We start from the raw sequence: 13,539 nt of genomic DNA on the forward strand, positions 1-13,539 counted from the left end.
GGAGCAGCTATAAATTGATAGCTGCTCCTTAAATATTAAATTAACTAAAATACTGATGTACATATTGGTTTTGAGCATGAGGAAAAGATTCCATTTATTATATCTAAATATTCAGCTTTAGATATAGTTGCTCGTCCATATTTATATAGACTTTTAAAAGTAACTGCACAGGTTATTAAGGATGAAAAATCAGATATATCAAGCTCAATTTCAACATTATAATCTTCAGCAGTACTTAGTGAAGGAAAGCCATCTTTAAAATTTACAATAACACTTCCATCATTAGTAGTTAAAAAGTCATCTCTTACTGTAATTTTTACTGTACAGTTTTCCTTATTAAAATTATGATTTTTGAGCTCAGAGAAGATACCAGGAACATCTATAACGCGATACATTATTCCTGTACCCTGCATACTGCATTCATGATATACTGGTGCAAGAAGATTAGTAGAGTCATTTCTTGGATCTTCAAGTAAGAATCTAAAATCCTCATCCTGTATATTAAATATTACATATCTTATTTGATCATTCTGACTGTTTAGGAAAGTCATCATCTCATTTAATGCATCTACATTTTCAAATATAAAATCATTTACAAGAACATCATTTATCATGGAATTTTTATCATTTCCAGAAACGAATTCAAAAATCATATATCCTTGAATTGAGTTATTATTTTTATATGCAATGACTTTGGAATTAGGATTTTTAAATATCCTTTCAAAATCAAGTTCATACTTTTCGAGTAATCCATTAGTTTTTTCGTACACTCTAGTATAACATTCCAAGAGAGCAGGAATATTTTCTTCTTTAATAAAATGTATATTTGATTTTGAAGATCCATTTGGAAGATTGCATGGTTTAATCTTATATTGGTTTATACTGGTTCCAAATCCAAAGCCCATTTTTTTATAAAAATCAGGTCTGAATGGATATAACATAACTAGTGAAGTACCAGTGTTTTTATAGTAGTTGATAAACTCTGTCAAAATAGTCTTAGCTATTTTTTCTTTTTTATGAAGAAGATCAACAGCTACTAGTCCTATACCGCCAGCTTTAATTTCTGCTGAGAGTAGATTGATTTTAAAGTCGTGAAATCTCATACTACCACATAGATTATCATCCTTAAATACTCCGTAGAAGTTTACTACTGGGTTATTTTGTTGTGTCGCCTTAGCATTTTCAATATAAGTTGATTTTTGCTCTTGAGTTTGAACATGAAGCCCAGGATAAGCGTTGGAAACTATGTCTGCAAGATTAATAAAGTCTTGATCTGATGATAGTTTTTTAATTGTATACATTTTTATATCCCCTTTTAAAATAAATTATATATTGTTTCTTCAATTTTAAAAGATATGATTTTACTTCAAGCCCACCTAAATAGCCTGTTAAATTGCCCGTTGAAGAAAGGAACCTGTGACATTGAATAAATATTGGAATTGAATTTTTGTTATTTGATAGACCAACTACTCTATAAGCTTTATCTTTATTTAATATCTGTGCAATTTATTTATAGCTTCTAGTTTCTCCATAGGAAATATCACATAGAGAACTCCATACATTTTTCATGAATTCAGTACCACCTGGATTAAGCGGTAGATTAAAAGACTTACGTTTACCAAGAAAGTATTCTTGAAGTTGACTATTTGCCTCTATCAAAATTTGTGTTTCTTCCATATTAAACCCATAAGGAGTTGGACTGTTCTTAAAGAATAGATTTGTGATTTTTCTCAGCGATTCCTATTTTGCCAATAGGAGTTTCATAATAAAATAGATTTTTCATAGGTTGTCAGCACTCATTTCATAAGTATATATATTTTACCAAATAGTATTAAATTTGTCTTACTATATTTTTATATTTTGAAGATTAAATTGAAATTAAGGAATTCCATAAAGGAATTCCTTAATAAGGTGTTTAAAGCATTATAAATTTACTTTAGATTACTTATTAGTGAACGTAAAACAAGATATTCAAGATTATTTTAAAAGTTCTTCCATATTCCAAACCTTAGTTACTAAATCTTTATAGAAATCAGCTTCATGACAAACTAATAAGATAGTACCTTTAAAATCTATAAGAGCTTTTTTTAGTTCAGCTTTAGATATAGCATCTAAATGGTTAGTTGGCTCATCAAGTAAAAGCCAATTGGTTGAAATTAAGGTAAGTTTACAAAGTCTAACTTTAGATTGCTCTCCGCCACTTAAAGTTTTAAGCTTTTGATTCATGTGTTCATTTTTAATACCACAGCGACCAAGAGCAGCTCTTATCTCACTTTGAGATTTTTCAGGAAAGAAATCCTATACTTCCTCAAGAGGAGTACGATCTGAACCATGGACTTGCTGTTCAAAGTAAGCAGGATATAAATAGTCTCCAAACTTTATTTCACCATTTATTGGAGGGATTACTCCCATTATAGTTTTTAGGAAGGTGGATTTACCTATACCATTACAACCTGTAATAGCAATTTTATCACCACGTTTTAAAGTAAGATTAAGATTTTTTATAAGTGGATAGTTATACCCGATATCTAGAATGCAGCTTTCCATTACAAGGGAAGTAGAAGTCCTTGTTAAATTAAAGGAAAAGCTAGGCTTAGGAGAAATTATTTTTGGTTTCTCTAATCTTTCAATCTTATCAAGGGCCTTTTGTCTACCTTTTGCCATTTTTGCAGTAGAAGCACGAACCTTATTTTTATCAATAAAAGTCTGAAGCTTTTGAATTTCTTTTTGCTGAGCAGTATATTCAGCTATATATCTTTTTCTTTCTTCATCTTGTAAATTTAAAAAGTTATCGTAATTTCCCGGATATCTTTTTATAGTAGAAAACTCTAGATTAAAGATTACATTTGTGATTTTATTTAAGAAACTAGTGTCATGGGATATAACTACAAAAGCATTTTTGTATTCTTGCAGATATTTAGATAGCCATTCTATATGCTCCTTATCTAGATAGTTAGTAGGTTCATCTAAAAGTAATATATCAGGAGCTTCAAGCAGTAGCTTTGCTAGCATAACCTTAGTTTTCTGACCTCCGCTTAGATTTTTAAAGGGAGTATCCATACCAAGGGCAGTTATACCAAGTCCCTTAGACATAGTTTCAATATGCTTTTCAATATTATAAAATTCACTGGAGTCTAGTCTATCTTGAAGATGGCCTAACTTATTAATTAACTTATTATAGTCATTAATATCTCCAATAGCTAATTCATCACTTATAAATAAAATCTTTTCTTCTAATTCGTAAAGATTATTAAAGGCCTCTTTTAATATTTCCTTTATAGTTAAGTTTTCGTTTATATAGGAATTTTGTTTAAGATATCCGATTTTGCATGAAGAAGCCTTAGTAAATGTACCTTCATCACAAATCAATTTTTCAGTTAAAATATTAAATAGGGTGGTCTTACCAGCACCATTAACGCCAATCAGACCAGCGTGTTCACCCTTTAATAATCTAAGGGACATATTTTTAAAAATAGTTTTATCGCCAAAACTGAAGCTTATATTTTCAATATTTAATATACTCATGTTTATATACCTCCGTAAAACAAAAAAGGAAAGAGGCAAGGCCTCTTTCCTTAAATTTCATCTAAATTAATGCAGTGAAAGTTATATTCCAAATCATCATTTATAATAATTCTAAAACCATAGTAATATAAAAAGTTAAATCAATATTACTTTAAACCTTATCTGATTTAGAACATGAAAAAAGAGTCTCATCCTATAAAAGGTAATCTATTCAAATGTTTAGGTAAAAAAGGGCGCAGTTATCCCGTTATTAACCTAAAACACTTACAAGAACTACCATTTTACACAATTCGACTCTCCTTCTTTCTTTGCATTAATTTATCTTAAATATAATAATATTCAATATATTTATTATTACATATATACATGATCATTATACCACCATGGCTGAAAAAGTAAATATAGTAATAGATTATTTTTTAAAATATTTACTTTTATTACAAAGTATGATAAATGGGGAAGAAATTAACTATAGATTCTATTTAAGATGAAATAGATGTGTAAAGATATTAAACCTATCAATTGTAATAGTTATATTATTAAGAAGATAGGTTCTAATTTTTGAGATTTCAGTATAGCTTTAATTATACTATTCATATAGAAAAAACCTTGAAAGTAATATGGATATAGCAACTATTTAACTTTTCAAATATTTTAAATTTTAACTTTTTGTATAGGTTCATATAAAAATAGATATATATGAACCTATACAAAAAGTAAGTTGGAAGGTGATATTATGAAGCATAAATTAGGAATGTCAGGAAGTGCTATTTTTTCAGAACCTAAATTATATTCAGAACTATTTATAGATGGTATTAATCATATTGAGATTGGAGAATTTCAGGATGAAGCAGCAGTAAAGGAATTCCTCAGGATAAATAAAGAGAAGGGTACTACTTTTGGAGTCCACTCTCCACTGTTACGAAGTGGAAGTAAATATTATTTGCTTGAGAAGGTTCGGTATGAGCCTAGTGATGCATGGGACATGTTAGAAAAAGAAGCAGAAAATATGGCTGGATTAGGGGCAAAGTATATTTTAGTTCACTTTCCTTATTTCAAGGAAGAAGTAGATTTTGATACAGATGAAATAATAGAAGAGGGATTAAAAAAATTATTATATATACAAGATAAGTACTCAATTAAATTAATTTGTGAGCCTAAGCTTGGATTAAATCGTTCAGGTGTAGGTATAGAGTATCTTAATAAGTTTCCTTTAGCTATATGGGAAAAATACAATCTAGGACTATGTATAGATATAGGGGATTATATTATTGCTACAGAAGATAAAATTTTAAATTATATAGAGAAATGGAAGAAATTCATATGTGAAGTTCATTTACATAATGTTTTTTATTCTGAAGATGAATATATTTGGACCCCAGTTCATCCAAGCCAAGAGCAGGATAATGACTTTTATAAAGTTAAACATATAATTGAAGCTTTAGGAAATTGTAATGATGTAACTTTTATTTTTGAGCATACTCCTGAGACTAATCCTAGTAAGGAATTTGTCAGTGAGGGAATAGAGTGGGTAGCAAAGCTTATAGACAATACTCATTATAGCCATGAATAAGTACTATTAGGATAATTGTATAAATTAGTAAAACTTCGATAATAGCATAAAAGTACCATAATACTATACACTTAAAGCCTTAATTAATTATCTCGGTCATCATATAATAGAGTAAAGAAATTTAAATAAAAATTTCATGAAAGAGGGATAATTATGAAAAACTTAACATTAAGAGATGCAACGGAGGTGGATGCCCCCATTATCGCTGGTCTTATATATGATACTGAGGAAACACCAGATCATATTTGGGGCCAGGGCACTAAAGAGGAGATTTTAAATAGGATTCAATGGCTAGTATTAAGTCAGGAATCTAGATATTCATATTTAAATATAAAGGTAGCAGAATTAAATGAAAAGACCTGTGGAGCTATAATTCTTTTAAACAGTGAAGAAATATCTGATTTAGATACAAAAACTAGTTTTGAATTACTTCATATGATAAAAGGAATTAAAGGAAAAGTAAAATTTATAAAGGACCTTATTTTAGGAATGTACTTAAAAGAGGGTGGAGATAGAGAGTTATATATAGCAAACTTAGCAACTACTAAAGAAGTTAGAGGTCTTGGAATAGGAAAAGAGCTAATGAAGCTAGCAGAAAAGGTAGCTAAAGAAAAAGGATATAAAGGTTGTTCACTGTTAGCTAAGGATGAGAAGGTAAGAAAGTTCTATGAAAATTTAGATTATAAATTTGAAAAGCAGGAAAAATACTTTTCTCAATACCTGTATAGGATGGTGAAAATGGTTTAAAATAATATCTAAAAATTATAAGGACTAAGGGTCCATTATATATATTTAAAAAGTCTTGGGCTTTCGCTCTTTTTCACAGAGTTCCCAACTGAAAATCATATCTGGAGCAATGCCACAATTCTTTAAATAATCACGGTTTATATTTTCACTGTAGGAATGAGAAACAACACAAACTAGTCCACCTTCTTCCTTTTGCCTTTGGATAATTCTTTCAAAGCCAGTATAGAAGGCTGGTATATTGTATTACACATACTCATTCCATTAGCTTTAGAGTTGAATACGTTAACAGCTAAATGAGTTATTTATATAATTATTATAGAATATTAGAAATTTAATTTTAAGAAAGGGCAGGGTTTTGCAGAGATGAGAATATAATTCACTTTTATTTGCAGAAAATCAAAATTAAAATGAGGCCTAAAGAAGGGCTTTATTGTTATGCATTTTATTTGATTTTTTGAGTGGATAGTGTTTTTGTAACTGTTGATATTTTGTCAATATAATGTGTTATTAATCTTAATTATTTATTTAAGCCCTAATATATACTAATATTTTTGTATATATTTCATGGTTTTATTTAGTGTATATTAAAGGTTATGATATAGTTGCGATACTATCCTCTCCAAGTTATAAGGAGGGGATTTTTTGTTATTAGTTGAATGTAGTAATATAAAAAAAAGTTTTGGTGATAGATTGATCTTGGATGTAGAAAATTTAAAGGTTTATTCCGAGGATAGAATAGGTATTTTAGGTGTAAATGGAGTAGGTAAAACTACGTTGATCAATATATTGTGCCAAAGGTTGCAGCCAGATGAAGGCGGAATTAAATTATAATAAATGCTCCTAAAGTCATCACAGAAATAAGAGGACTAGCATAAGTCCTCTTGTTTTTTCTGCTTTATCAACATTTATATTAAACATAGGGAAATGATATGGTTTTAGTAGAGAAGGTATGAAATCAGAAATACTGGAAATATGAAGTGAAATTATATAAAAAAAGGAATGTAATAATTTTTCACGTATATGACAATGAGTTTAACAAATTACATTAATAATAAAGAGTTAGTAGCATATAGCATTGTGAAAATTATGGCTCATAGAAGTATTCAGATACTTACTCCAATGATATTTGCTTATATAGATGATTTTTGAGTTAAAGCTAGTGAACAAAAGAAAAGCATTGGAAGATCGCTGTTTGAGTATATTGTAGACTACGCAAAAACAGAAGGAGCTTCATCTTTACAGTTGATTGTATGGGAATTTAACAAAGATGCTATTAAATTTTATGGATCAATGGGAATATCTGTGAGAAATAGAAGAATGGAATTAAACTTATAGAATTAAAAATGTATGAGGAGAATTAAATGTGGAATGAGTTAAGTAATATTTGGAACGAAGCATTTTCGTTAGCTTGGGAATCCTTTAAAAGGAATACCATTCCTATAGGAGCTGTGATAGTTAACTGAAGGATATCTTTTAGAGGCTATAAATCAAAACAAGGATATTGGACAAATATATGATGAAGTAATTCATAGGCATAAGCTATTAAAATAGGATTTGATTATAGTAGAAAGAAAAGGATGAATTAATTGGCTACAGTAACCACATTATATATGTAATAGAAAAGTAAGGCAAAAACTCAAAAATGTTAAAGTTTCACTTAATTATATTTAAGTTAGGTACTAAGGGAAATAAATTAGCCTCTTAGTACCTTATATCAATTTCTACTCTAAATTAAAATAAATCTATAGTTCTTCTCGAAATTTTAAATCCAATTTTTTCTTCGATTTTTTCAAGTAAATTGGTGTCTTTTGGATCCATGAAACAGCAAGTATAACCACTTTCACCAGCTCTAGCTGTTCTTCCAATTCTATGAATATAGCTTTCTGGAGATTCTGGAATGTCATAGTTATATATGTGAGTAATACCAGAAATATCGATACCTCTTGCAGCTACATCGGTGGCGATTAAATATTGAATATCTGCATTCCTAAAAGATTTCATGATTCTTTCTCTTTTATTTTGGGGAACATCACTATGGATTTTCTCACAATTAAATTTTCTTTTACACATAGCCATTTCAAGAGCATCAGCTCTTCTTTTAGTCCTGCAGAAGATTATTGCCATAAATGGGTTGTCTTCTTCAAGAGCTTTGAAGAGGGAATCTTGCTTTAATCGATCTGTAGTTTCAACGATTTCTTGATTTATTGTAGAAAGAGTTATACTTTCTTTTTTCACAGATACCACAATAGGATCTTTCATATATCTATAGGCAAGTTTTTTAACGGAAGAATCCATAGTAGCAGAAAAACATAATGTTTGATGTTTTTTAGAAGTATGTTTAATTATATTTTCTACTTCGTTTTTAAAACCCATAAGTAGCATTTGATCTGCCTCATCAAGAACAAAGGTTTTAAGTTTAGATAAATTGATTGATTTTCTCTCAAGATGGTCAAGAAGTCTTCCAGGGGTAGCTATTATTAAGTGAATGCTTCCCTTAAGCTTATTTAACTGGGAACCAATATCTTTTCCGCCATAAGCAGCTAAGATATTTATATTTATGCCATCAGCTAATTTAGAGGCCTCGTTAGTAATTTGGATAGCTAACTCACGGGTTGGTGTCAATATTAACACTTGTGTAGCATCAAGGTTTGGATTAATATTTTCAAAAATGGGTAATAGAAATGCTAAAGTTTTACCTGTACCAGTTTGAGCTTCAGCTATAACATCTTTTCCCTCTTTAATATATGGAATACTTTCTCTTTGGATCTCAGTTGGAGTTTTTATCCCAGACTTGTTTAATATATCTATTATATTTGTACTAATTCCTAATTCTTTAAAATTCATTTACTCATACCTTTCATCCTTTAGTTAACGTCTAATAGTAACACATATTAAAGTATTTATCAATTTTAACAAACTCCATGGAAATGGAATGAATAATCCTTATAATGTGGAGCATAATGAATGGTGGAAATGTAGTAGAAAAAGCCATTGAAAGGCAACACCAAAATACCATGCTATATAGTACTGGTGAAAGATTAGCAAAATATAAAGTTGATAAAGCTATATTTTATTTAGATAAGCCAGTTTCAAATTCAGGGAGATTGAAGATGAAAATCTTAGAATTACTAGAGAACGTACAATTTGAAATAGAAGTAGAGAATATTAATAATGTGGATAGTGTACTAGAAACAAAAGAAAATGTGGTATCCAGTGATGCAATTATCATTAATAAATGTAAGAGTTGGATAAATATTAATAGACATATTATAGATGACAAGAAATTAGATGTTAGGTATATAGATCTTAACATATTAAAATAAATTCTTTGTATTACCAGTATAGTTTTTGCAGATGATTTTCATAGCATTATAACTTGTATATTGAACAAAATAGTAGAGTAATACTATGAGTAAATTTCATTTTTTATAAGGAGAGATAATTGCTATGAGTGAAAAATATGACTGTTCTTGTGCAAGTCAACAGCAAAAGGAAAAGAAAGCAAATAATTCTGGAACCAAACATAGTAAAAAGACACATAAAAAAGATTGATAGGTTGATAGAGCTAGTGAAATCTAGCTCTTTTTATTATATAGAAATACAGCTAATAAATCAGCACAATATAAGTGACCATCCAGCGCTAGCAAAATCTACATTACAGCTCTTGCCATATCAAAGCCTGACTTCAAGTCATCGATCATTATTAGTTCATTAGGATTAAAGTTATATTTACGCATAATTTCCTGAAGAGGATATGGATTTGTCACTTAAACGTGGCAAGACTTTTTTGATTATTTATTATTTTTTACTTTAACTATTTCCTTATTTTTAATATATACTCTAGGAATTCTAGATTTAAGCATACAAAGAATTTCGTAGTTGATTGTGCCTAAAGCTCCTGCCATATCATCAGCATTAAATTTTAAATTTCCTTCTTCACCTAAAATAATAACTTCATCTCCAGTTTTTACGTTTGCTATATCAGTTACATCAATCATACATTGATCCATACAAATTCTACCTAAAATTTTAGCAAATTTACCATTTACAATTATCTTAGCATTTTCAGCTAAAGCCCTAGGATAGCCATCCCCATAACCAATCGGCAATGTAGCTACAATAGTTTTTTTATTAGTTTCAAAAGTTTTACCATACCCTATATACATATCCGGCTCAAGTTCTTTTACATGGCCTATCTTTGCTTTCAAAGTTAGAGCTGGTTTTATTGAAAGATTATCCTTAAAAACTTCATTGGAAGGATAATAACCATAAAGTATAATGCCAGGTCTCACTGCATTTAGATAGGTTTCAGGCATATCTATAATTGCTCCACTGTTAGAAAGATGTTTTAAAGGAATTTGAATTTCAAGAGCTTTTAAACTCTCCATAACCTTTGTAAATTTTAGAAGCTGCTCCTTAGTATAAGATTTATCTTCTTCATCAGAGGTAGAAAAGTGAGAAAAAATCCCAACTATTTCCAAACCTTTTAAAGTACAAATTTCTGCTATGGTTTTAACTGTTTGATTACAAGGAAGAAATCCAATTCTACCCATACCAGTGTCTATAGCAATATGAATCTTAGCTCTTTTATTAAGACTTATGGCTATTTCGGATAATTCCTTTGCATAATCTAGGTCATATACCGTTTGCTCAATATCATAATTTATTAGCTCTTCTCCTAAATATAAAGGAGTATAGCCTAAAATAACTATAGGAGCATTGATATTATTTTCTCTGAGTTCTATTCCTTCTGTAAGCATCGCCACAGCAAGTCTAGATGCTCCATTCTCTAAAAAAGTAGGCACTACATCTACAGCTCCATGGCCATAGCAATCAGCTTTAACTATGGCAATTAGTTCTTTATCTCCAATTAGCTTTTTTATGTTTTTTGTGTTATATGCTATTGCATCTAAATCTATTTCAGCCCATACAGGTCTCATTATCTTTTCCATTGTTACACCTCGTAATTTCTAGTAAGTCATTTTAGTTATATTTATCCGATGACTACCAGCTATAATTCTTCTTCAAAGTAGAAGAATTATAGCTGGTACATCCCTGGATAACGATTTCTAAGTTTCAGAGGGAGTTAAAAACTCCATCTGAAGCAAAGAACTCTGTTTATAAAGAATTTACTTCGTTATATCAAGTGAAACTTACCTTATATTATTATTTTAATATTTATAGAATAAATCACAAGAACCAGTAAAGGAAGAAATTATAGGTAAGGTGGTTTACTTAAGTGCATAATATTATCACCAATTATTTTTATACCTCTTTTTATATCATCATCACTTACTCTACCAAAGCCTATTCTAAAGGAGTCCTGCCCCTTACTGTTTTCATAAAAAATATCCCCAGGCATAAAGAGCACATTATCCTTATAGCAGAGATCTAGTAGCTGTCTTGCATTTATATTATTTTTAAGCTTAATAAATATATGAAGTCCGCCTTCTCCAGTTACATATTCATAGGGAATATACTTATTCACCATTTCCATAACCAGGTTATACTTATCTCTATAGTATTTTCGTACATTTTTTACATATCTATTGAAGGCTCCACTTTTTAAATAATAGTAAAAGGAGGCTTGATCTAGGAAAGAAGAGTGAATTGTTCTACCTCTTTTTACGCTTTCTAAAACATCTATCAACTCTTTGCTAGCTAGAATCCATCCAATTCTAAGTCCAGGAAAGAGTATTTTAGAAAGGCTACCTATATAAATTACACTGTTACCTTTACCACTTAAAGATGCTATGGGATCTATAGGAGAACTGGAGTAGAGAAGCTCTTCGTTAAATCCATCTTCAATGATAGGGACAGAGTATTTTCTAAAAATAGTATAAATCTCTTTTCTACGTTTAGTTTTAGTTACAATACCAGTAGGATTATTATAAGAAGGAATTATATATCCAAATTTAGGCTTATATTTTTTAAGCTTTATTTCTAAATCCCTTAAATCCATACCTTCCTCATCTACTTTTACTTGGATAGCTTTAACTTCATGAGCTTTCATTATTTTTAAAGCTGTATTATGGGTGGGCTCTTCACAAAGGATTATATCTCCTTTTTTAGTTAAGGAACCTATAATAATATCAAAGGCCTCAGTAAAACCGTTAGTAATTAGTATATCCTTTTCTTCAGTATTCACCCTTTTTTCATTCATATATTGAAAAAAATAACCAATTAAAGGGGCATAGCCCTTAGCATATCCATAATTTAATAAGTTTGCTTCCTCGTAGGTCCAAGCATCTAAAAGAGCTCTTTTAAAGTCATCTTTATTAAAAAGACTAGGTTCAGGAGCAATAGATTTAAAGGAAATCATATTTTTCATGTAGGGAAGCTCACTTTTGATAATATCCAGGTCTCTAAGGGTACTAGCATAATTGTTAATCATACTCATAAGATCTACATTATACTCTTCACATGTATTTTTACTTTCCATTAGAATGAAAGTACCAACACCTCTTTTAGTAGCTATTATACCTTTGCTTTCTAATTCTTCATAGGCAGCAATGACAGAATTTCTACTTATATTTAAAAGCTTACTAGCCTCTCTGGTAGAAGGTAGCTTGCTATCTTTTTTTAGTTCGCCTTTTTTAATTCCATCAATGATATGTTTTTCTAGTTGAAGATAAATAGGTTCATCCTTATTTATAATAAGAGTAGAAAATATCAATGTTAACACCACCTATTCTATTAATTTTTAACTTATAAATAATGTTATAAGAAAATATGGTAAAAATATCACAAATTTATTTTAGTAAATTTAAAAAAAATTAAAAATTTAATAATGTAATCTCTTAAAGATAGTTTATTAGAAAAATAAGTTAGTTTCAATAGAAAAATAAGAGTAAGTGATGTAGAATGTTAATAGAAATTTTATGACACTTAGGAGGAAATCATGAACAGTTTAGTTGTAGTAGTATCATTAGCATTAGTAGGAGGAGTCATTGGCTGGGTGACTAATATATTGGCTATAAAGTTGATGTTTAGACCAATAAATCCAATCAAAATTCCAATAATAAATTTTGAAATAGTAGGATTAATTCCCAAGAGAAAAAATGAAATAGCAAAAAATATTGGTGAAGTAGTGGCGAAGGAATTATTATCAATTGATGATATAATTAATAGTGCCATTACAGAAGATGATAAGATTATGTTTAGTCAGCTAGTTAAAAATAAAATAAGAAAACTAGTGGCAGAAAAAATGGATTTTGTACCAGCACCTTTTAGAATGATGGCACAAGCGCCGATTGATAACATTATAGAGCAAGAAGTTGATGGAGCATTAAAGGAAATAGAAGGTGAAGTCATTGGCCATATTAAGAATAGAGTAGATATTGAAAAACTAGTGGCAGAAAAAATAAATGATTTGGATTTACAAGAGCTTGAGCGAATAATTGTAAGTGTAGCAAAAAAGGAATTAAAACATATCGAGGTTCTAGGATTTATCCTAGGAGCTGCAATTGGTATAGTTCAAGGATTAGTCGTTATGTTGATTAAATAAGGGTACACATAATTATGGACAAGAAGTTGATATAAAGTATAAAATGTGATATGTTAATTAAAGAATTTAATAAAAAATCCACAGAATTCTGTGGGAGAGGTTCGTAACCATCCCTCTATAAAAAACTAGGGAATAAGACTTATATGGTTGTACTATACCCTTAGTACGACCTTTTTTAGGTTGTATT

General features: G+C 29.5%; 11 protein-coding genes, 2 pseudogenes and 1 riboswitch. Of the genes and pseudogenes, 6 read left to right on the plus strand and 7 right to left on the minus strand.

The annotated features are described in order from the left end of the window. Window positions 1–44 precede the first annotated feature (44 nt). From B3W71_RS10940 to B3W71_RS10955, 4 genes and pseudogenes are all read right to left on the minus strand, one after another. Window positions 45–1,301: a GNAT family N-acetyltransferase gene (locus B3W71_RS10940; RefSeq protein WP_346888964.1), complete on the minus strand. Its 1,257-nt coding sequence runs from the start codon at window positions 1,299–1,301 to the stop codon at window positions 45–47. Next, the gene (locus tag B3W71_RS10945) at window positions 1,288–1,506 is read right to left on the minus strand and encodes a methylated-DNA--[protein]-cysteine S-methyltransferase (protein WP_346889016.1); all 219 of its coding nucleotides are present in this window, start codon (window positions 1,504–1,506) and stop codon (window positions 1,288–1,290) included. Before B3W71_RS10945 ends, B3W71_RS10940 begins: the two co-directional genes overlap by 14 nt. Then, the gene (locus B3W71_RS10950) at window positions 1,507–1,677 is read right to left on the minus strand and encodes a hypothetical protein (protein WP_346888965.1); all 171 of its coding nucleotides are present in this window, start codon (window positions 1,675–1,677) and stop codon (window positions 1,507–1,509) included. 300 nt (window positions 1,678–1,977) lie between these two features. Next, window positions 1,978–3,525: pseudogene (locus tag B3W71_RS10955) on the minus strand (ABC-F family ATP-binding cassette domain-containing protein). Between the two features lie 736 nt (window positions 3,526–4,261). Here B3W71_RS10955 and B3W71_RS10960 point away from each other — a divergent pair. From B3W71_RS10960 to B3W71_RS19310, 4 genes and pseudogenes are all read left to right on the plus strand, one after another. Then, entirely contained in the window at window positions 4,262–5,098 is an 837-nt protein-coding gene (locus tag B3W71_RS10960) for a sugar phosphate isomerase/epimerase family protein (RefSeq protein ID WP_346888966.1), read from the plus strand. Between the two features lie 153 nt (window positions 5,099–5,251). Beyond that, window positions 5,252–5,845 carry a GNAT family N-acetyltransferase gene (locus tag B3W71_RS10965; RefSeq protein ID WP_346888967.1) on the plus strand — a complete coding sequence of 198 codons (594 nt, stop codon included), beginning with the start codon at window positions 5,252–5,254 and terminating at the stop codon, window positions 5,843–5,845. Window positions 5,846–6,487: 642 nt separating this feature from the next. Beyond that, window positions 6,488–6,676, plus strand: coding sequence for an ATP-binding cassette domain-containing protein (locus B3W71_RS10970; RefSeq protein WP_346888968.1), 189 nt, complete (start codon window positions 6,488–6,490; stop codon window positions 6,674–6,676). Between the two features lie 330 nt (window positions 6,677–7,006). Next, window positions 7,007–7,180, plus strand: a pseudogene (locus B3W71_RS19310) (GNAT family N-acetyltransferase); the annotation flags it as partial. A 396-nt stretch (window positions 7,181–7,576) separates the two neighbouring features. On the opposite strand, the gene B3W71_RS10975 reads toward B3W71_RS19310, so the two are convergent. Continuing rightward, window positions 7,577–8,689 (minus strand): DEAD/DEAH box helicase, encoded by a 1,113-nt coding sequence (locus B3W71_RS10975; protein ID WP_346888969.1) that lies wholly within the window; start codon window positions 8,687–8,689, stop codon window positions 7,577–7,579. 116 nt (window positions 8,690–8,805) lie between these two features. Between B3W71_RS10975 and B3W71_RS10980 the strand changes: the two genes are divergently transcribed. Then, window positions 8,806–9,168 carry a DUF5616 domain-containing protein gene (locus B3W71_RS10980; protein WP_346888970.1) on the plus strand — a complete coding sequence of 121 codons (363 nt, stop codon included), beginning with the start codon at window positions 8,806–8,808 and terminating at the stop codon, window positions 9,166–9,168. A gap of 468 nt (window positions 9,169–9,636) precedes the next feature. Here B3W71_RS10980 and alr read toward each other — a convergent pair whose 3' ends face one another. After that, window positions 9,637–10,797, minus strand: a complete 1,161-nt coding sequence (gene alr / locus B3W71_RS10985; protein ID WP_346888971.1) for an alanine racemase — start codon at window positions 10,795–10,797, stop codon at window positions 9,637–9,639. A 263-nt stretch (window positions 10,798–11,060) separates the two neighbouring features. Further along, the gene (locus B3W71_RS10990; protein ID WP_346888972.1) at window positions 11,061–12,521 is read right to left on the minus strand and encodes a PLP-dependent aminotransferase family protein; all 1,461 of its coding nucleotides are present in this window, start codon (window positions 12,519–12,521) and stop codon (window positions 11,061–11,063) included. 225 nt (window positions 12,522–12,746) lie between these two features. Between B3W71_RS10990 and B3W71_RS10995 the strand changes: the two genes are divergently transcribed. Next, the gene (locus tag B3W71_RS10995; protein ID WP_346888973.1) at window positions 12,747–13,352 is read left to right on the plus strand and encodes a DUF445 domain-containing protein; all 606 of its coding nucleotides are present in this window, start codon (window positions 12,747–12,749) and stop codon (window positions 13,350–13,352) included. Between the two features lie 90 nt (window positions 13,353–13,442). Then, a riboswitch (PreQ1 riboswitch) is annotated at window positions 13,443–13,487 on the plus strand. Window positions 13,488–13,539 lie beyond the last annotated feature (52 nt).

Origin of the sequence: Clostridium sp. UBA1056, from assembly GCA_002316385.1 — a bacterium.
GTDB lineage: Bacteria > Bacillota > Clostridia > Clostridiales > Clostridiaceae > Clostridium_J.